The following is a 19,575-nucleotide window of genomic DNA, read 5'->3' on the forward strand; positions in this document are numbered from 1 at the left end:
GGCATGGTCACCCACTCCGCCCCCACCGGCAACGTCGCGTTGCTCATCGATGCCGACAATGCCGGCGCCGCCTATCTCGATTCCGTGCTGACGGTGCTGGCCGAATTCGGCACGGTCAACGTCCGCCGCGCCTATGGCAACTGGGAGAAGCCGGGCCTGAAGAGCTGGAAGGCGCTGTTGATGCGCCACGGCATCGAACCGTTCCAGCAGTTCGACATCACCAAGGGCAAGAACGCGACCGACATGCGCATGACCATCGACGCGATGGACCTGCTGCTGCGCGGTCGCATCACGGGTTTCGGCATCATGTCGTCGGACAGCGACTTCATGCCGCTGGCGCAGCGCATCCGGCAGGAAGGGGTGCCGGTCTACGGCTTCGGCACCGACCGCACGCCCGAGGGGTTCCGCGAGAGCTGCACCCGCTTCATCGACGTCGGGTCGCTGGATGTCGAGGATGTGGCGAACATGCCGCTGCCCCCCGCTATCGGCGGCGTCCCCGCCCCGGCGACCGCTGCCGCGAGGCCCGATCCCACCCCGCCGCGCAAGAGCCAGAAGGTCGATGCCGCGCTGGTGAAGCTGCTGTCCGATGCCTATGACGCGTCGAAGGTCGACAAGCGCGGCTTCGCCAGCCTGTCCGAAGTCGGCCAGCGCGCGGCCAACCGGTCGAGCTTCGACACCCGCAACTACGGGTTCAAGCGGCTGTCGGACCTGATCGAGAAGGTGAAGGCGTTCGAGGTCGAACGCCGCGATACCGGGGTGTTCGTGAAGCTGGTGTGAGGGCCCTGCCGGAAACGATCTACACCGCCGCCGGCAACGGCATCGCGAACGCCACCCGCGTCCCCGGCGCCGTGTTCTCGAACGCCAGCGTACCCCCCAGCTGCCGCGTCAGGCTGTTGACCATCCGCATCCCAAGACTGCTCGGCCGCACCACATTCGGATCGAGCCCCGCCGGCAGGCCGACGCCCCGATCGGCTACCACCAGCGACAGCGCGCCGTCGTCGCAGCGCGTTTCGATCCACACCGGGCCGCCGCCGTCGCCATAGGCATATTTGATCGCGTTGGTGACCAGTTCGGTCAGCAACAGCCCCAGCGGTATGGCGGTGTCGCCGCTCACCACCAGCGGCGCGATGTCGCAGTCGATGGCGTGGTCGGGCGCCTGCTCGCGTAAGCCGTCGACGATGCCGCACAGCAGCCGGTCGAGCGCGACGACGCCGACCTGATCCCCCTGCCACAGCTGGTCGTGTGCCTGCCCGATCGCCACGATCCGCGCCTGCGCATCGCCCAGCATCCGCTGCACGCGCGGGTCGTCGTCCTCGCGCATCTGCAGGTTCAACATCGCCGACACCATGGCGAGGCTGTTCTTCACCCGGTGCGACGCCTCGCGCGTCAGCAGTTCCTGATGTTCGATCGCGGCACGCAGCCCCGCCTCCGCATCCAGCCGCTCGATCGCGACGCCGATCAGGTTGGCGAACCCCTGCATGAAGGCGAGGTCGTCTTCCTCGAACCGCCCGTCCTGACGACTGTCGACCTCCAGCACGCCGAACCGCTTGCCATTCGCCTCTACCAGCACGTTGATCGCGCGCTTCACGCCGTGGTCGGCCATGAAATCAGGCGTGGTGAAGCGTTTTTCGTCGCGCAGATGATTAGAGATCACCGCTTCGCCGGTCTTGAACGCGAAACCGGCCGGCGATGCCAGGTCGTTGTCCATCTCCGCCTGTCCGACGACGCCGTCGTCCCAGCCGACGCCGGCGCGGACGATCAGCGCCCCGCCCTGATCGTCGCGGTGCAGGAACTTGGCCAGCCGGGTGCGCATCCCGCGCGCCGCCAGTTCGACCGCGGCCCGGACGATCTCGTCGATGTCGCGGCTGCGCAGCGCAATCCCGCCGAACTCGGCCAAGATGCGCTGCTGGTCGAGGCGATAGCGGATCGCATCGGCGGGATCGTCCGACCCCGCGCCATTGTCCTCGACCACCGCCACGGGATCAGCGCGTCAGCTTCTTGTACGCCAGCCGCGTCGGACGATCGGCGGCGTCGCCCATGCGGCGGCGCTTGTCCTCTTCATAGGCTTCGAAATTGCCCTCGAACCATTCGACGTGGCTGTCGCCCTCGAACGCGAGGATATGGGTGCACAGCCGATCGAGGAAGAAGCGGTCGTGGCTGATGACCACCGCGCAGCCCGCGAACGACTCCAGCGCTTCTTCCAGCGCACGCAGCGTTTCGACGTCGAGGTCGTTGGTCGGTTCGTCGAGCAGCAGGACGTTGCCGCCCTCCTTCAGCATCTTGGCGATGTGGACGCGGTTGCGCTCACCGCCCGACAGCTGGCCGACCTTCTTCTGCTGGTCCTGCCCCTTGAAGTTGAACGCGCCGACATAGGCGCGCGTGCCCAGTTCCTGCTTGCCGAAGCGGAAGATGTCGAGGCCGTCCGACACCTCTTCCCAGACGTTCTTGTTGGGGTCGAGGTCGTCGCGCGACTGGTCGACATAGCCGAGCTTCACCGTCTGCCCGACCTCGATCGAGCCGCCATCGGGCTGTTCCTGTCCGGTGATGAGCTTGAACAGCGTCGACTTGCCCGCACCGTTGGGACCGATCACGCCGACGATGCCGCCGGGCGGCAGGTTGAAGTCGAGATTCTCGAACAGCAGCTTGTCGCCATACGCTTTCGTCAGGCCCTGCGCCTCGATCACCTTGCCGCCGAGGCGTTCGGGGATCTGGATCAGGATCTGCGCCTTGCCGACGGCGCGATTCTCCTGGTTCTTGACCAGTTCGTCGAACGCGCGGATGCGGGCCTTGGACTTGGTCTGGCGCGCCTTGGGCGTCTGGCGCATCCATGCCAGCTCGTCCTGGATCGCCTTGGCCTTGCCGGCTTCCTCGCGCTCTTCCTGTTCGAGGCGCTTGGCCTTCTTTTCGAGATAGCCCGAATAATTGGCTTCGTAGGTGTAGTAGCGCCCGCGATCGAGCTCGAGCACCCAGTTGACGACGTTATCGAGGAAGTACCGGTCGTGGGTCACGAGGATGACGTTCCCGGTATATTCCTTGAGGTAGTTTTCCAGCCAGCCGACGCTTTCGGCGTCGAGGTGGTTGGTCGGTTCGTCGAGCAGCAGGATCTGCGGCTTTTCGAGCAGCAGCTTGCACAGCGCGACACGGCGCTTCTCCCCGCCCGAAAGATTTTCGACGGAGGCGTCGCCCGGCGGGCAGCGCAGCGCCTCCATCGCGATTTCGAGCTGGTTGTCGAGGCTCCAGCCGTCGACCGCATCGATCTTCGCCTGCAGCTCGCCCATTTCCTCCAGCAGCTTGTCGAAGTCGGTATCGTCCTGCGGATCGCCCATTTCGGCCGAGATGGCGTTGAAGCGATCGACGAGGTCGGCGACCGGACGGACGCCGTCCTTGACGTTTTCCATCACCGTCTTGCTGTTGTCGAGCTTCGGCTCCTGCGCCAGATAGCCGACCTTCACCCCGTCCGCGGCCCACGCCTCGCCGCTGAATTCGGTGTCCATCCCCGCCATGACCTTCATCAGCGTGGACTTGCCCGCGCCGTTCGGACCGATGATCGCGATCTTGGCGTCGGGCAGGAACTGGAGGTGGATGTTGTTGAGCACCGGCTTGTTCGCGCCGGGGAAGGTCTTGGTCAGACCCTTCATCACATAGCTGTACTGCACGGCCATTGCCGAAGGCTCCGTTCGAATATCGGGGGTGAAATGGTTCTGCCGCGATGTAGCGATGGGCCGGCGGATTGGCAACGCGCGGTCCGTCCGTGACCGGGCCGGCGCTGCGACATGCGATTCGCGGGGTCGATCGACATCGTCGGGAGCGATCCCCGACGGAAATCGACAGCGACCGCGCAAATCCTCACGATCACCGAACGCCGCTTCGCATATGCAACAAAACGTAGCGTTACGGTGGGATTTCGGTCATGAAACGGGGCATTCGAACGCTTCATCGCGGCCCTGCCACGGTCCACCATTGGTCGCAAAGCCGCATTCCTGCCACAATTCGCGATTGACGGCGCTGCGCAAGGCGTTATTGCGGCTATCTCGCGACGGCGGTGACGCCGGGATATTCGCGAAATGGAATTTTCTGGGAGTAACCCGAATGAAGAAGATCATGCTCGTCGCCGCCGCTGCCGGCCTCCTCTCGGTCGCCGCCTGCAAGAACACCCCGGCCGACAACGCTGCCGATGCCGCGTCGGACAACCTGGAAATGATCGCCGACAATCTCGAAGCGCAGGCTGAGAACACCTCGAACGAGGCAGTTGCCGCCGACCTGATGAACGCTTCGGAGAACGCCGAAGACGCGTCGGACGCGATCGAGAACGCCGGCGAACTGAACGGCATGTAATTCCTTATCCGTGCTGCCACGGCAGCATGGAGCCATGGAATACAGGAAAGGGCGCCCCGGCAACGGTGGCGCCCTTTTTCGCGTCGATCCTCCCCCTGCTCCGATCGTTACGCGGCCGACGCCACGATGGCGCGATTGGGGCATGATTGGGACAAGCCGGTAAGCCGGGGTTGCCTGTTGCGGTGCAGTATCTTTCACCGCCTCCCGTGCGGGCGGTGCGACCCTGGCGGATCGGTCACGGACAGCATGGGCCTGTCCCGAAGGATTGAGGGCGATTCGCCGACCTTCGGTGGCCGCCCTACCGAAGCCCCGACGCGGATACCGGTATCGCGCGTCGGCGCCGCAGGGCCGCTACTTCCCGTCGCCACCCATCCGTTCGCTGCACCGCGCCACCCAGTCGCGGATCGCCGGGTCCGCGGGCATCATGTCGGCGAACCAGAAGAACGGCGAACTGCACAGCATGTCGGCGGCGGAAAAGCGCTGGCCGAGCAGCCACGGCCCGCGACGCAGCGGCTCGGCCAGCCGCTCGATCATCGTATCAAAGTCGCGCAGGCCTGCGGTGATCGCGGGATGGCCCACGTCCGCCCACTTCAGGATCAGCAGCGGTTCGATGACGCCCTGATAGTAGAACAGCCATGACAGATAGGCACCGCGATCCGCCTCGCCCGGCAGCGGCCCCAGACCGGCGTCGGGATAGGCATCGGTAAGATAGAGCATGATCGCGCCGCGCTCGCGCACCGCGTCCGCGCCGTCGGTCAGATAGGGCACCTTGCCTTCCAGATGCGGGTTGGCCGGATCGCGGCTGCCCGATCCGTCCTGTCGCGCGATGGTCACCTCGCGCATCGCGATGTCGGCGGACAGCATGCGAACGAGCGCGACGACCGTGTCGGACCGGGAGTTGGGCGAGTAATAGAGGGTGCGCATCGGGTTGCTCCTTGCGTTGGATGACCTTGTCCGTCTACCAGCAGGCTCCTGACAATTTCGGGCAGCAGGGATGGCACGATCGGATCGCCTGATGCGGTTGCTCGACGCATTGCGGCGGCTTCCCAAACCCGTCACCGCGACCCGCCTCGCCACGGAGACGGAGGTCTCGACGCGGCAGCTCTATCGCGACATCGCGACGCTGCGCGCGGGCGGCGTGCTGATCGACGGGGCGGCGGGCTATGGCTACACGTTGACCGAAGATCCGACGCTGCCGCCGCAGAGCTTCTCGCGCCTCGAGATCGAGGCGCTGATGCTCGGGGTCGCGAGCCTCGGCGACTTCGGCGACGACGCGCTGGCGACGGCGGGGCGCACCGCGCTCGCGCGGATCGTCGCTACCCTGCCCGACCGGCAGGCACGCCAGGCGGCGCATGCCACCATGCGATCGTGGCGCCCGCCCGAGCCGCGCGCCGCCATCGCGGTCGACCTCGACCTCCTGCGCGAAGCCTGTTGGGACGAGTGCAGCGTCCGCATCGCCTATCGGGATGCCAGCGGGCGGCGGACCGAGCGCGAGATCCTGCCGCTCGGCATGTCCTATAGCCCACGGACCTTGATGCTGGTCGGCTGGTGCCTGCTGCGCGAGGCCCATCGGACGTTCGAAGTGCCCCGGATCGAAGCGCTGGAACGCGGCGGACGCAGTTTCCGTCCCCGCCGGGTGCAACTCCTTCGGGAGTATGTCTTGCTGCGGACGGCGGAGTGGAAGCGGCAGAAGGAAGAGGCCCGCCTGCGATCGGCATCGCCGCCGGCCTGTCCCTCGGCCCCGAATGCGATCCGTACTGAGCGGGAGCCGGAATGAACGCCAGAACCGGTCGCGCCGCACGCATGGAACCGCAACGCGTCGACCAGCCGCCGCATCGCGGGCGAGAGCTGGCCCGGACCGGGATAATCGAGGTGATAGCCCGTAAGAGGCGGACACCGATTCGCCAGCACGCGGACCAGCCGCCCGCCTTCGAGGTGATCCGGGTAGCCTACAGCCCGCACGGCAACGGCTTCCTGACCGGCGCGTTGTTGACCGGAGCGGCGAAGGCACGGCCCGGCAGGATGGCGGGGTGATCGTCGACACCGGCGGCTGGTCGCTGTAGCGGAAGAACGGACATGGCACGGGTCTTCATTACCGGCAGCACCGATGGCCTCAGCCTAGCGGCGGCGCGATCGTTGCTGGCCGACGGGCACGATGTCGTCCTGCACGCTCGATCCGGACAGCGCGCTGGCGAACTGGGCGCGATCCGCGAGCGGGCGAGCGGCGTCGTGATCGGCGACCTTGCCAGCGCACACGACGTCCGCCGGATCGCGGATCAGGTGAACGCGATCGGTCGCATGGACGCGGTGATCCACAACGCCGGTCTCTATTCGGTGCCCGAGCGCGGCTCGACACCGGAGGGGCACGCAACGCTGCTCGCGGTCAATACGCTCGCGCCCTATATACTGACCGCGCTGATCGAGCGACCCGATCGGTTAGTCTATCTTAGCAGCGGGCTGCACCGTGGCGGCGAGGGATCGCTCGACGACCTCGACTGGACGACGCGGCCATGGGATACGGCCCGCGCCTATGCCGAGAGCAAGCTGCATCTGCTCGCGCTGGCGCTCGCGATCGCCCAGGACTGGCCCGACGTGCGGAGCAACGCCGTCGATCCGGGGTGGGTGCAGACACGTATGGGTGGCGCGAGCGCGCCGGTCGACCTCGACACGGGCGCGCGGACGCAGAGCTGGCTGGCGGGCAGCGACGATCCGGCCGCGTTGACCAGCGGCGGTTACTGGCATCACCAGCGGCGTCAGGAGCCGGCGGCAGAGGCGACCGACGTCCGGTTCCAGGATGCGCTGCTGGCGCGGCTGGCGGCGCTTACGGGCGTTCGCCTGACGCAGACGGCCCCCGTCGGTTCGACCGGAGGGGGCGCGGGACCGGAGTGAACCGGATGATCGATCCACGCACCGCGACACTGGACCTTCTGGGGCGCCGCGCGGCGGGCGCGACGATCTGCCCGAGCGAGGTGGCGCGCGCGCTGTCACCGGCGGGCTGGCGCAGTGCGATGCCCGCCGTCCACATTGCGATCGACGGGCTAGTCCGCGACGGATCGGTGCGGCTGAGCTGAAAGGGGAAACCGTTGCCGGCGCGATCGGGACTATACAGGATCGGCCGGCCAAGCGACGACTGAGCCGACGCTCCCTCGCGCCCGTCGCCGTGCCTGTCGCGCATTGCTGGCACATCGTCGCGCATGTGCACGACGAAAGTTCCGGGGACACGCCATTTCCGCCCGCGAACCGGCGAACAGGAATGCGCCGATGCCGGCGTTCGCGATCGCCGGTCGCGTGGAGCGACAGGCGGCGCTAAAGCGGGACAACCCCTCGTCGCCTGCTCGCCGATGCTCCCTGAAGGATGCCGATCATCTTCCTCATATTCCTGATCCCCGCGATCTATGTCGCGTCCCGCACCCTCTGGCCGCTGGCGCTGCCGCTCTGGAGCAAGGTCGTCATCGCCGTACTCCTGCTGATCGTCTCGCAATATCACCTCTGGAGCAGACTATCCTCGGGTTCGGTCTTCGCACCCGAATTTCCGCGCCTGGTCGTGATCCTCTTCAACTGGTCATTCGGGGCGCTGGTGCTGCTCATGCTCGTTCAGATCGTGCTCGATCTCGGCCTGCTGACGACGGCAGTCCTTCGGTGGCAGCGCACGGGGCTGCCGGATGCAGTGCGATATGGCGCGATCGGCGTGGCGATGATCGCCAGCGTGATCGGGGTCGCCAACGCCGTGCGGGTCCCGCCGGTCAAGGATGTCGAGGTCGAGATCGCAGGTCTGCCGCCGCAGTTCGACGGGTATCGCATCCTTCAACTGACCGATCTTCACATCAGCAAACTGTTCCCCGCCGCTTGGGCAAAAGCCGTCGTGGCACGCGCCAACGCCGCGGGCAGCGACGTGATCGTCGTGACGGGCGATTTCATCGATGGCTCGGTCGACATGCGGCGCAAGGATGTAGAGCCGCTTCGCGCGCTCAAGGCTCCTGATGGCGTCTGGGCGATCCCGGGCAACCACGAGTATTTCTTCGACTATCGCGCATGGATGCGGCACCTGACCGCGCTTGGTTTCCGGATGCTGCCGAATGCCCATACCGTCATCCGGCGCGGCGGCGCGGAAATTGTCGTCGCCGGCGTGACCGATCTCTCCGCCCCGAGCGTCGGCGAGGCAGGGCCGGACGTAGGACTGGCGCTGCGCGGCGCGCCGGGCGATGCACCGATCGTTCTTCTCGATCATCAGCCGCAGCGGGCGCGGGACGCCGCCGCGCGGGGCGTGGCGCTGCAACTGTCCGGCCATACCCATGGCGGTATGATCCGGGGCCTGGATCGGATCGTCGCCCGCGCGAACGCCGGTTTCGTCGCGGGCCGCTATCGGGTCGGCGACATGACCCTGTACGTCAGCAACGGCACGGGGCTGTGGCCGGGCTTCGCACTTCGCCTCGGCGTGCCGTCGGAGATGACCCGCTTCACCTTGCGGGCGAAGACGTGACGGGTTGACGCTGCCACCGGGATTGACGGTGACGCCCGACCACCACCATCATCACGGCATGACCATTTCGCTGGCCGATGCGCGACGCATCGCCCTCAAGGCCCAGGGCTTCGGACAGTCGCCGCCTGTGCGGCCCATGGCGGCGCATCTCCGCAAGGCTGTCGATCGCACCGGCTTGCTCCAGATCGACAGCGTCAACGTCCTCGCCCGCGCCCACTACTTACCGGTGTTCTCCCGGCTGGGCGGCTATGATCGCTCGCTGCTCGAACGGGCCGCCTGGGGTTCGAAGCGGCAGCGCCGATTCTTCGAATATTGGGCCACGAGGCGTCGTTGTTGCCGCTCGACCTTCATCCGCTGCTGCGGTGGCGGATGGCGCGCGCCGAGCGGGGCGAGATCGGCTATCGCGCCCTCCGCCGCTTCGCGACCGAGCGCCGCGACGAGGCCGGCACCGTGCTGGCCCGCATCGCCGCCGAGGGACCGCTGACCGCCGCCGATTTCGAGAACGGCGTCAGCCGCAGCGGCTGGTGGGAATGGAGCGACGTCAAGCACGCGCTGGAATGGCTGTTCTGGTCGGGCAGGATCACGACGGCGACACGGCGGGGCAGCTTCGCGCGGGTGTACGACCTGCCCGAGCGCGTCCTGCCGCCCGCGGTTCTCGCCATGCCGACGCCCTCCGCCGCCAAGGCGCAGCGCGCGCTGGTCGAGCGCAGCGCGCGGGCGCTGGGTATCGGGACCGCAGCCGACCTGCGCGATTACTATCGGCTGAAGCCCGACGAGGCGGATCACGCCATCGCCGATCTGGCGGAGGACGGTGTGCTGGTCCCCGTCCGTGTCGAGGGCTGGAGCCAGAAGGCGTGGCGGCATCGCGATGCCTCGCCGCCGCGGCGGGTGCGCGCGGCGGCCTTGCTGGCGCCGTTCGATCCGCTGATCTGGGAACGCGGCCGCACCGAACGGCTGTTCGGTTTCCGCTACCGGATCGAGATCTACGTGCCGCAGGACCGGCGCACCCACGGCTATTACGTGTTGCCCTTCCTGATGGACGAGGCGCTGGTCGCGCGGGTCGACCTCAAGGCCGATCGGCAAGCAGGCGTGCTGCTGGCGCATCGCATCACGCTCGAACCGGGTGCGCCCGACGACACGCTTGCTCGCCTGCACGCCGAGCTGGCGCGGATGGCGGCATGGCTGGACCTGTCGGACGTCCGTGTCGGCGAGGTCGTCGGGTCCGCTTGATCCGCGCGTCAGGCATCGACCATCTCGCCTGCGACGATCGAAAGGGCATGGTCGACGAACCGCTCCTTCTCGCCGACCGGCGCGACATAGTGCAGCGCCTCCCGGGCCAGGGCGATCGAGCCGCCGCGCGCGATCATCCACGCGGCGAGATATGGGGCCGCGAGGCAGCCGCCGGCGGTGGCGACGTTGCCGTGCGCGGCGAATGGTGCGTCGATGACATCGACACCTGCTTCCACGACCCATGGCTTGGTCGTGAGGTCGGTGCAGGCCGGCAGGTCGCCGATCAGCCCGAGCTTCGCCAGCAGCAGCGTCCCCGAACATTGCGCCGCGATCAGCTGTCGCACCGGGTCGAGGCGCAATTGCCCGAGCATCGTGGAATCCGCAGCGATCTCGCGCGTACGGAGGCCGCTGCCGATCAGGACCGCGTCCGCCTCCTCGACGAACGCCAGCGGCCGCTGACGCTGGACGACGACGCCGTTCATCGACGTCACCGTCCCGGTCGGCGCGGTGATATGCGCAGCCCAGCCGTGCGGGCGCAGCCGGTTGAGGATCGCGCCGGCGACGAACGAATCGAGTTCGTTGAAGCCGTCGAAGGTGAGGATCGCGACCTGCATCAGCCGTGCACCGAACCACTGAACAAGGTCCGCGTCGCGCCGGCGATCCAGACCTGTCCGGTGTCGTCCTGCGAGACGTGGATGCGCCCGGTGCGGCCCAGCCGGGTGCCTTGCGCGGCGACGTAGCTGCCCCTCGCCCGGCCGCTGGCGAACAGCCACTGCCCGACCGAGGCGTTGAGGCTGCCGGTGACCGGATCCTCGATCAGTCCGCCATGCGCGTCGCTGAAGATCGCGCGCAGCTCGAATGCGACCGCGCCGCCGGGAGCGTGCGGGCCGACGATGCCGATGTCGATGTGTTCGTGATGATGCCGCGCCGGATCGACCGCCAGCACCGCCTCTGCCGACTCCAGCAGGACCGCGATCCAGCCCGGACCGTTGTCGGCCCAGGCTGCGTCGACGATCGCCGTCCGGTCGATGCGCAGCAACGTCGCGACCTGCGCGATTTCCGCCTCGGTCGGCGCACCGCCGCGGAGCAACGGCGGCGCGGCGAAGGCGAGCCGATCGTCGTCGCGCCGGATATCCACCAGCCCGACGCCGCATTCCTGCACGATTACGCCATCCTGCTTCGGCTGCCCGCCCGCTTCCAGCCACGCATGTGCGCTGCCCAGCGTCGGGTGGCCTGCGAAGGGCAGTTCATGGGCCATGGCGAAGATCCGGACCCGATAGTCCGCCGCCGGGTCGGTCGGCGGCAACAGGAACGTCGTCTCCGAAAAGTTCAGCCAGCCGGCGATCGCCTGCATCTCCTGCGCCGACAGGCCCCCGGCGTCGGCGATGACCGCGAGCGGATTGCCGGTCAGCGGATCGGTGCCGAACACGTCGACGAGGCGGAAGGGACGGGTCACGGTCTCGATTCTCCTGCGGGTGGTGACGCGTGCTACCCCGCGGCGGCTGGTGCGAACAGGCACGGACCGATACAATCCTGTCGAACTGTATTGGTGAAAGCAGCAGCACGATGCGCATCCGATCCGACGAGACCCGCACCGCCATGGTCGCGCGCGCGATCCGCGACCGCATCGATGCGCGCGCGTTGACGCCGGGCGCGCGGCTGCCGTCGATCCGCGCGATGGCGGAAACGAGCAATGTCGCGCGCTCGACGGTGGTCGACGCTTATGACCGGCTCGCCGCCGAAGGGGTGATCCGGTCACGCCCCGGGTCGGGCTTCTATGTCGCCGCGCCGCTCGCGCCGCTGGCGCTGGACCGGCTCGGCACCACTGAGGAGCGCGAGGTCGATCCGTTGTGGATGCTGCGACAGTCGCTGGGCGAGCAACGCCATGACCTGATGCCGGGATGCGGCTGGTTGCCCGACGAGTGGCTGGCGGGGGACGCGCTCCGCAAGGCGCTGCGCGCCGCCGCACGTGCGAGCGGTGACGGTGCGCTGGCGGGCTATGCCTCGCCACGCGGCTCGCTGCCGCTCCGCGTGCTGCTGGCGCGGCGGATGGCGGATCAGGGGATCGATGCCGGTCCCGACCAGATCCTGCTGACCGACAGCGGCACCCATGCGCTCGACCTGGTCTGCCGGTTCCTGCTGCAGCCGGGCGACGCCGTGCTGGTCGACGATCCCTGCTACTTCAACTTTCTGGCGCTGCTGCGGGCTCACCGGGCCAAGGTTATCGGCGTGGCGATGACGCCGACGGGGCCCGATGTCGCCGCCTTCGCCAAAGCAGCCGCGGTGCATCGCCCGCGTTTCTATCTGACCAACTCCGGCATCCACAACCCGACCGGCACCTCGCTCGGCGCACCGACCGCGCACCGCCTGCTCAAGATCGCCGAGGCGCACGACATGGCCGTCGTCGAGGACGACATCTTCGCGGATTTCGAGCATGCGGCGTCGCCACGTCTGGCGGCGTTCGACGGCCTCGACCGGACGATCCGGATCGGCAGCTTCTCGAAATCGCTGTCGGCGGCGGTGCGATGCGGGCACATCGCCGCCCGACCCGACTGGATCGAGGCGCTCGCCGATCTGCGCATCGCCACCTCGATGGCGGGCAGCCCGCTGGCGGCCAACCTGCTTCACGCGGTGCTGACCGACGGCAGCTATCGCCGCCATGTCGAGGGCGTCCGCACCCGGCTCGCGCGTGCCACGGCGCGGGTGAGCAAGCGGCTGCGCGCGGTCGGCATCGAGTCGTGGAACGAGCCGGCGGCGGGGATATTCCTCTGGGCACGGCTGCCGGACGGCCTCGATGCCGTCGACCTCGCCCGCCGCGCCATCGCCGACGGCATCGTGCTGGCGCCCGGCCCGGTGTTCAGCACCAGCGGCGGGTGGCGCGACCATATGCGGTTCAACGTCGCGATGAGCGACGACGATCGCCTGTCGACATTTCTGGAACGCGCGCAGCAATAGCCGCTGCGGCGAGCATGGCCATCGGGGTGGCGTAAGGGGCGTCACGACGCTCTTAAACCGGCCGCGGTGTAAACCACCTGTAAACTGGCTCTACCGGGCGTCCGCCAAGTGATTAATCTTGTGGTCGGGGAGACAGGATTCGAACCTGCGACATCCTGCTCCCAAAGCAGGCGCGCTACCAGACTGCGCCACTCCCCGACGCGAGCAGCGGCCCTAGTCGCATTCGTGGCACGGCACAAGCGCCCCCCGCAGGACGGACGCGATCGTGCGTCGGCGGCAATGCCGCGCTTCACCCGTCATGCTGCACGGCGCGTCGGCGCGCCCAGGCAAACCCATGGATGCAACGTCGTTCTGGCACAGACTTTTCCTCCCGCTGCCACGCCGGTCGCGCGCGCGCTGTCGATCGCCAACGGGCGAGTCACCGGTCCCGCAACCTTTTCCGGCGAGGAACCACGAGGAAACGGACGACGGTTGGCAGATGCCTTACCCTCGTATTGGCCTCCGCGGTCGCGCCCGCCGTACCGGTCGTGGCGCAGGAAGGCGGCGACATCCTGTACGAACGCTATTACCATGATGATCCCGGAATATCGGTGCAGGTCGGCTACGAACGCGACGCCCGCACACGCTACGGTGTCGGCGGCGGCCGGGCCGGAGCGCGCCATGGCCCCTATGTCCTACTCCAGTCCGATCGCGATGTGCGGGGACGGGCAGTTGCCGCCCTGTTGATCCCGCTGCTGCGTGACCGGCCGTCGGGCGGACATCGCGTCCATCAGCCTTTCGGGTCGTCGCCACGGATGCAGCGCGCGTGGGCCCGGCAGGACTCGAACCCGCAACCTAGCCGTTATGAGCGGCCAGCTCTAACCATTGAGCTACAGGCCCCACGCGCCGTGGCCGAGCGATAGCGTCGGGCGCCACCGGGACGCAAGTGGGTTGATCGCTCCCCTGCCCCGTCCGTCAGGCGGAATCGCGTTCGATCAGCACCGGCGGCATCACCACCGATGGCGCGTCCTCGCCGGCGATGCGACGGAACAGCGCGGAGACCATCTCGTTGGCGCCGCGCGCGATATCCTGGCGCACGGTGGTGATGCGCGGCACCGCGCTGACCGCGAGCGGCAGGTCGTCATAGCCGACGACCGGCATATCGTGCGGCACACGGATGCCACGGTCGGCAAGGACGCGCAGCGTGGTCACCGCGATCACGTCGGATGCGGCGGCGATGCCATCGATCTCGTGACCGACGCGCGCCAGATGCGCCGCGATCTCCTGCTCCATCACGTCCGACGCAAGGTGCGTGTCGAGCTGGAGCGGCGGCCGGGCGATGCTGGCGGTCGCCAGCGCCTGCGCCACGCCTTCGCAGCGCTGGCGGATCTCGGGGGCGCGCAGTTCGCCGAGGAACGCGATGCGCCGCGCACCGCGGGCGACCAGCCGTTCGCCCGCCAGCCGCCCGCCGGCGATGTTGTCGGTGCCGATCGCGCAATGTACCTGCCCCGGCAGGTTGCTGCTGCCCCATGCCACCAGCGGCCGATAGCGCCGCGCGACGCGTTCGATGGTATGAAACTGGTCGGACTGACCGATCAGCAGCACGCCGTCCATCATCCCCGAATCGACGATCCGCTCCAGCCAGTCGGTCGCGTCGGGAATGACGCGCGACAACATCAGGTCGTAGCCGTCCTCGGTCAGGCGATCGGCGAGGAAGCCGAGCATGGTCATGAAGAACGGATCGGACAGATGCTGGCGCCGTTCGTGACCCAGCGGCACGACGACCCCGATCACTCCGGTGCGCTGGGTCCGCAGCCGGCTGGCCATCTGATTGGGGCGAAAGCTGTGTTCGCTGGCCAGCGCCTGGATCCGGTCGCGGGTTTCGGCATTGACCAGCGACTTGCCCGCCAGTGCCCGCGACACCGTCCCCGGCGACACGCCCGCCAACCGCGCGAGATCTGCTATCGTCCGCACCCGCGGCGATGAATTGGCCGGTTCTTCCATGCCGTTGCTTGTACGAACATATTCCTTCGTTCTGCCAGCGGAAAGATACCGCCGTAACGATTCGTTGCAATCGATTGCCGATGCAAGTACCTCTGCCGCGCAAAGGCCGGCCTTGCCGTGCGGCGGTACGCTGCGCCATGAGCAGGCCGGTAATGGCGAGAGGATGGGCGATGGGTTCGGAAGCGATGGTGGCCGGCGTCGAGCTGGGCGGAACCAAGTCGATCGCGGTCGTCGGGCGCGGGCACGAGATCATCGACCGGTTCCGGGTGCCGACCACGACCCCGGAGGAGACGCTGGGCGCGCTGTCGGCGAAGCTCGCCGCATGGCGCGACGCCTATCGTCCGGAAGCGATCGGGATCGCCAGCTTCGGGCCGATTTCGGTCTCGGAAGGCCGCATGCTGCCGACGCCGAAGCCGCACTGGGCAGGCGCGGATATCGTCGGCCCGCTGGGCGACGGGTTCGACCGGGTGGCGTTCCATACCGACGTGACCGGCGCGGCGCTGGGCGAAGGTCGCTACGGGGCGGCGGCAGGGCTGTCCGATTATCTCTACGTCACGGTCGGGACCGGCGTCGGCATGGGAATCATCGTCGGCGGGCAGCCGGTGACGGGCATGATGCATCCGGAGGCGGGGCATATCCGCGTTCGCCGCCGCACGGGAGACGATTTCGCCGGCGCCTGTCCGTTCCATGGCGATTGCCTCGAAGGGCTGGTCAGCGGGCCGGCGATCGCCGCGCGGACGGGCAAGCCGGCGCACCTGCTCACCGCCGACGATCCGGCATGGCGCGATGTCGCCGATGCGCTGGGCGAGGCGTTCGCGACGCTGTTCCTCACCCTCTCGCCCGCCCGGATCATCGTCGGCGGCGGAGTCGGGTTGGGCCAGCCGCAGCTGTTGCCGATGGTGCGCGAACGGGTGGTCGCGGCGCTCGGCGGCTATCTGGGGTTCGTCGATGCGCAGTCGATCGACGAGCGGATCGTGCCGGCCGGGCTGGGCGACGAAGCGGGGCCGCTCGGCACGATGGTGATGGCGCAGGCGTTGCTGGACGCCGCGTGACGCGGGCTAGCGCGGAGGCACGCCGCTGATACTATGTCGCGATGACCGAACCGATCGCAGACGCAGGCGGCGCCGCCCGCGGCACACAGACCCTGATGCGCGGGCTCGACCTGGTCGAGGCGCTGCGCGACGAGCCGCTGCGCGTCGCCGAGCTGGCGCGGCGGCTGGGGCTGGCACGCACCACCACGCACCGGCTGGCGGCGGCGCTGGTCGAACGCGGCTATGTGGCACCGGCGGAGCGCGGGCTGCTGACGCTGGGCCCGATGTTGTTGCAGCTGGGGTTCACCGCGCATCGCCGGATCGATCTGGTCCGCACCGCCCGGGCGCGGATGGAGGCGCTGTCCGCCGACACCGGACTGTGCGTGTTCCTCGGCCGGCGCGACGGCGACCATTCGCTGCACCTCGACCGCGCGGCGGGGCGGCGGCGGCTGGAGGTGTCGACCCGCCCCGGCGACCGGCGTCCGGTGGCGCAGACCGGCCTTGGCAAGGCATTGCTGTTCGACGAGGACGATAGCGGGCTGGCCCGCCTGCACCGCGCGACCGGCGGCAGCGATCCGGCGCCATGGGTTGCGGCGATGCGCGTCAATATCGCGCGCGGGCATGTCATCCACGACAGTGTCGGCCATGACGGCATCCGATCGATCGCGGCACCGATTCGCGACGTGTCGCGCGGGATCGTCGCGGCGGTCGGCATCGCCACCGCCGCGCAATATCTGACCGACGACACCGTCGACGCGATCGGCCCGCGGGTCGCGGCGACCGCGCAGGCGATCAGCCGCGACCTTGGTTATTCGGAGTCGGACCCGTCCGTACCGGCCGCCTGACTGTCCGGGCCGCCGGGGCCGCCATGATAGTCCCGTTCGCTCTGCCCGCCCTGAAAACGACCGGCATGGCTGTCGTCGTGCGGATTGGGGTAGGCCCCGCCGCCTGATTCCCCGCCGCCGTCGACATTGCTGACGCCATCGGGCCTGGCGGCGTCGGATGTGCCGCCCATCGCCTGGTTCGGCTGCTTTCCGTCATCAGTCATCGCATCTTCTCCTTCGTCGTAAAGGAGTTAACGCGCGACGACCGGTGCCGGGTGCGTCAGGCGCTGACCCTCTCCCCGGGGAGGGAGAGGGAGTTCGTCATCATTACGCCAGCACGAAGCTGCCGTTCACCCCTTCCGCCTCGGCCGACGGTGCCACCCAGATGCGGAAGCTGCCGGGCTCCACCACCGGGCGGTTCTGAATGCCGATGAAGCGCAGGTCGTCGGCGCGCAGCGTGAATTCGACCGTCTTCGATTCGCCGGGCGCCAGCGTCACGCGCTGGAACGCCTTCATCTCGCGTACCGGGCGGGTGATGCTGGCGGTGACGTCGTGGGTGTAGAGCTGCACCACCTCGGTCGCGGCGCGCGTGCCGCTGTTGGTGATGCGCGCGCGGACCTTCAGCGCGCCGTCGCTGTTCAGCCGCCCGCCGCCGAGATCTAGATCGCTATAGGCGATGCGACCATAGGTCAGCCCGTGCCCGAACGCGAAGCGCGCCGCGTTCGGCCCCTCGCGATAGCGCGCCTTGTAGTCGATCGGCGGCCCCGGCGGATTGGGGCGACCGGTGGTCTTGTGCGCATAATAATAGGGCTGCTGCCCGGTCGCGTAGGGAAAGCTGACCGGGAGACGCGCCGAGGGCGACACGTTGCCGAACAGGATGTCGGCGGTCGCCGGTCCGCTCTGCGATCCGAGGAACCAGGTGACGAGGATCGCGCGCGCGTCGAGCACCGGCTTGTCGAGCACCATCGCCCGGCCGTTGCGCAGCAGGATGACCGTCGGCTTGCCGGTGGCGAGGACCGCCTGCGCCAGATCGAGCTGCGCCTGCGGAATGCCGATATCGACGCGCGACTGCGCCTCGCCCGACATCTTCTGCGACTCCCCGATCGCCAGCAGCACGATGTCGGCCTGCGACGCGGCAATCACCGCCGCCTCGATCCCACCGGGAATCGCGTCGGTGATGCCCGATCCGTCGACCGCGGTGACCAGCGCGGGATCGGTGACCGCGGCGCGGACGCCAGTCAGCAGGTCGACCGCTTCGGCATCCGAACCATAGACGTTCCATGTGCCGATCAGTTCGCGCTGCCCCTGCACGAAAGGACCGATCAGCGCGATCTTCTTGCCCGATTTGGGCAGCGGCAGCAGGTCGCCATCGTTCTTGAGCATCACAATCGAGCGTGCGCCCGCCTCGCGCGACAGCTTCAGATGGGCGGCGGTGCGCACCCGCGCCTTTTCGCGGCGCGGATCGATGCGGCGGAACGGATCGTCGAACAGGCCTAGCTGCGCCTTGAGCGCCAGCACGCGGCGCACCGCCTGGTCGAGCCGCGCCATCGGCACCTCGCCTTTCGCGACCAGATCGGGCAGGTGCTTCAGGTAGAAGCCCGACTGCATCGACATGTCGACCCCGGCGAGGAAGGCGAGCTTCGTCGCTTCGCGCGCGTCCATGGCAAAGCCGTGCGCGATCAGTTCCTCGTCGCCGGTATAGTCGGACACCACCAGCCCGCCGAAGCCCCATTCCTTGCGCAGGATGGTGTCCAGCAACCACGGATTGGCGGTGGCCGGCACGCCCGACAGTTCGTTGAACGACGCCATCGTCGTCGGCGCACCGGCGGCGAACGCGGTCTGGAACGGCGGGAAATAGGTTTCGCGCAAGGTGCGTTCGGAAATGTCGACCGTATTGTAGTCGAGCCCGGCCTCGGCCGCGCCGTACGCCGCGAAATGCTTGGCACAGGCGGCGACGGCATCGTCGGCGGTCAGGCCGCGACGTCCCTGGAACCCGCGGACGCGGGCATCGGCCATGACCTTGCCGAGCAGCAGGTCCTCGCCCGCCCCCTCGATCCCGCGGCCCCAGCGCTGGTCGCGGGCGATGTCGACCATCGGCGCGAAGGTCCAGTCGATCCCGGCTGCCGATGCCTCGACCGCGGCCGCCCGCGCAGTGCGCTCGGCAAGGTCGGCGTCGAAGCTGCCCGCCTCCGCCAGCGGCATCGGGAACACGGTACGGAAGCCGTGGATGATGTCGGCGGCGAACAGGAGGGGGATCTTCAACCGCTGCTCGCGCATCGCGACCAGCTGCATCCGCCGCGCCATTTCGGCGCCATTGCCGTTGAACACGCCGGTCAGCTGGCCGGCACGCACCTGCGCCAGCTGTTCGTCGAAGGTCGCGGTCGCGCCGATCGGATTGAGCGCGTTGGCGGCACCCCCCGCCCACGCCGCGGCCATCAGCGTCAGCTGCCCCGCCTTTTCCTCGACCGTCATCTGCGCCAGCAGCGCCTCTGCCGCCGCGGGCAGCGCCGTGCCCGCCTGCGCCAGCAGCGCGCGCGCCGGCGACGCGTTCCATGCGACGATGGCCCCGGCGCCCATCATCAGCGCCCGGCGCGAAATGCGACTGTCTTCCATGCGATCCCCTCTGTGTCGGTTGCGCAACGATCGAGCTGCACATGTGTTTCGAATCTTTGGTTGAAGCGCGTTGTAGATTCTTGTAACCGGTTACATCAAGAGCGATCGGCATGGCAGCCGGCGG

General features: G+C 68.4%; 18 protein-coding genes, 2 tRNA genes and 1 pseudogene. 11 read left to right on the forward strand and 10 right to left on the reverse strand.

Annotated elements, in window-relative coordinates; genetic code table 11:
- Window positions 1-3 precede the first annotated feature (3 nt).
- Window positions 4-777 (forward strand): NYN domain-containing protein, encoded by a 774-nt coding sequence (locus QLH51_RS02675; protein WP_125654611.1) that lies wholly within the window; start codon window positions 4-6, stop codon window positions 775-777.
- Window positions 778-796: 19 nt separating this feature from the next.
- Here the strand turns inward: QLH51_RS02675 and QLH51_RS02680 are convergent, their stop codons facing one another.
- Complete coding sequence (locus QLH51_RS02680; RefSeq protein ID WP_125654705.1) at window positions 797-1,972, reverse strand: sensor histidine kinase; 1,176 nt, start codon at window positions 1,970-1,972, stop codon at window positions 797-799.
- Between the two features lie 10 nt (window positions 1,973-1,982).
- Window positions 1,983-3,662 (reverse strand): energy-dependent translational throttle protein EttA, encoded by a 1,680-nt coding sequence (gene ettA, locus QLH51_RS02685; protein ID WP_125654609.1) that lies wholly within the window; start codon window positions 3,660-3,662, stop codon window positions 1,983-1,985.
- Between the two features lie 334 nt (window positions 3,663-3,996).
- Between ettA and QLH51_RS02690 the strand changes: the two genes are divergently transcribed.
- Window positions 3,997-4,335: a hypothetical protein gene (locus tag QLH51_RS02690; protein ID WP_206428797.1), complete on the forward strand. Its 339-nt coding sequence runs from the start codon at window positions 3,997-3,999 to the stop codon at window positions 4,333-4,335.
- A gap of 351 nt (window positions 4,336-4,686) precedes the next feature.
- On the opposite strand, the gene QLH51_RS02695 is transcribed toward QLH51_RS02690, so the two are convergent.
- Window positions 4,687-5,259, reverse strand: a complete 573-nt coding sequence (locus QLH51_RS02695) for a glutathione S-transferase family protein (RefSeq protein WP_125654607.1) — start codon at window positions 5,257-5,259, stop codon at window positions 4,687-4,689.
- Between the two features lie 91 nt (window positions 5,260-5,350).
- On the opposite strand from QLH51_RS02695, the gene QLH51_RS02700 reads away from it, so the two are divergent.
- From QLH51_RS02700 to QLH51_RS02725, 6 genes and pseudogenes are all read left to right on the forward strand, one after another.
- Entirely contained in the window at window positions 5,351-6,112 is a 762-nt protein-coding gene (locus QLH51_RS02700; RefSeq protein ID WP_206428796.1) for a helix-turn-helix transcriptional regulator, read from the forward strand.
- Window positions 6,109-6,369 (forward strand): hypothetical protein, encoded by a 261-nt coding sequence (locus QLH51_RS02705; protein ID WP_125654603.1) that lies wholly within the window; start codon window positions 6,109-6,111, stop codon window positions 6,367-6,369. The genes QLH51_RS02700 and QLH51_RS02705 overlap by 4 nt, the downstream gene beginning before the upstream one ends.
- Window positions 6,370-6,411: 42 nt before the next feature.
- Window positions 6,412-7,224: an SDR family NAD(P)-dependent oxidoreductase gene (locus QLH51_RS02710; RefSeq protein ID WP_125654601.1), complete on the forward strand. Its 813-nt coding sequence runs from the start codon at window positions 6,412-6,414 to the stop codon at window positions 7,222-7,224.
- 5 nt (window positions 7,225-7,229) lie between these two features.
- Window positions 7,230-7,406 carry a DUF3253 domain-containing protein gene (locus QLH51_RS02715; RefSeq protein WP_125654599.1) on the forward strand — a complete coding sequence of 59 codons (177 nt, stop codon included), beginning with the start codon at window positions 7,230-7,232 and terminating at the stop codon, window positions 7,404-7,406.
- A 284-nt stretch (window positions 7,407-7,690) separates the two neighbouring features.
- On the forward strand, window positions 7,691-8,815 hold the full coding sequence (locus QLH51_RS02720; RefSeq protein ID WP_125654597.1) for a metallophosphoesterase: 1,125 nt from the start codon (window positions 7,691-7,693) through the stop codon (window positions 8,813-8,815).
- Window positions 8,816-8,951: 136 nt separating this feature from the next.
- Window positions 8,952-10,045, forward strand: a pseudogene (locus QLH51_RS02725) (winged helix-turn-helix domain-containing protein).
- An 8-nt stretch (window positions 10,046-10,053) separates the two neighbouring features.
- Here the strand turns inward: QLH51_RS02725 and QLH51_RS02730 are convergent.
- Both QLH51_RS02730 and QLH51_RS02735 read right to left on the reverse strand, forming a co-directional pair.
- The gene (locus QLH51_RS02730; protein ID WP_125654595.1) at window positions 10,054-10,659 is read right to left on the reverse strand and encodes a DJ-1/PfpI family protein; all 606 of its coding nucleotides are present in this window, start codon (window positions 10,657-10,659) and stop codon (window positions 10,054-10,056) included.
- A complete protein-coding gene (locus QLH51_RS02735; protein ID WP_125654593.1) occupies window positions 10,659-11,501 on the reverse strand; it encodes a PhzF family phenazine biosynthesis protein in 843 nt (280 codons plus the stop codon). Before QLH51_RS02735 ends, QLH51_RS02730 begins: the two co-directional genes overlap by 1 nt.
- Before the next feature lie 110 nt (window positions 11,502-11,611).
- Between QLH51_RS02735 and QLH51_RS02740 the strand changes: the two genes are divergently transcribed.
- A complete protein-coding gene (locus QLH51_RS02740; RefSeq protein WP_125654591.1) occupies window positions 11,612-13,000 on the forward strand; it encodes an aminotransferase-like domain-containing protein in 1,389 nt (462 codons plus the stop codon).
- Between the two features lie 121 nt (window positions 13,001-13,121).
- On the opposite strand, the gene QLH51_RS02745 is transcribed toward QLH51_RS02740, so the two are convergent.
- The 3 genes from QLH51_RS02745 to QLH51_RS02755 all read right to left on the reverse strand — a co-directional run bounded on the left by QLH51_RS02745 (window position 13,122) and on the right by QLH51_RS02755 (window position 14,983).
- Window positions 13,122-13,198 (reverse strand) — tRNA-Pro (locus QLH51_RS02745).
- A gap of 608 nt (window positions 13,199-13,806) precedes the next feature.
- Window positions 13,807-13,879: transfer RNA gene (locus QLH51_RS02750), tRNA-Ile, on the reverse strand.
- A 75-nt stretch (window positions 13,880-13,954) separates the two neighbouring features.
- Window positions 13,955-14,983 (reverse strand): LacI family DNA-binding transcriptional regulator, encoded by a 1,029-nt coding sequence (locus QLH51_RS02755; protein ID WP_125654589.1) that lies wholly within the window; start codon window positions 14,981-14,983, stop codon window positions 13,955-13,957.
- 137 nt (window positions 14,984-15,120) lie between these two features.
- Here QLH51_RS02755 and QLH51_RS02760 point away from each other — a divergent pair, with 137 nt between their 5' ends.
- Window positions 15,121-16,035 carry an ROK family protein gene (locus QLH51_RS02760; protein WP_206428793.1) on the forward strand — a complete coding sequence of 305 codons (915 nt, stop codon included), beginning with the start codon at window positions 15,121-15,123 and terminating at the stop codon, window positions 16,033-16,035.
- A gap of 41 nt (window positions 16,036-16,076) precedes the next feature.
- Window positions 16,077-16,859, forward strand: coding sequence for an IclR family transcriptional regulator (locus tag QLH51_RS02765; protein ID WP_206428792.1), 783 nt, complete (start codon window positions 16,077-16,079; stop codon window positions 16,857-16,859).
- On the opposite strand, the gene QLH51_RS02770 is transcribed toward QLH51_RS02765, so the two are convergent.
- Both QLH51_RS02770 and QLH51_RS02775 read right to left on the reverse strand, forming a co-directional pair.
- A complete protein-coding gene (locus QLH51_RS02770) occupies window positions 16,823-17,062 on the reverse strand; it encodes a hypothetical protein (RefSeq protein ID WP_125654587.1) in 240 nt (79 codons plus the stop codon). The two genes, QLH51_RS02765 and QLH51_RS02770, sit on opposite strands and share 37 nt — an antisense overlap.
- 103 nt (window positions 17,063-17,165) lie before the next feature.
- Window positions 17,166-19,451 carry a glycoside hydrolase family 3 N-terminal domain-containing protein gene (locus QLH51_RS02775; protein WP_125654585.1) on the reverse strand — a complete coding sequence of 762 codons (2,286 nt, stop codon included), beginning with the start codon at window positions 19,449-19,451 and terminating at the stop codon, window positions 17,166-17,168.
- Window positions 19,452-19,575: the final 124 nt, after the last annotated feature.

It is taken from the genome of Sphingomonas sp. 2R-10 (assembly GCF_030062225.1).
GTDB lineage: Bacteria > Pseudomonadota > Alphaproteobacteria > Sphingomonadales > Sphingomonadaceae > Sphingomonas.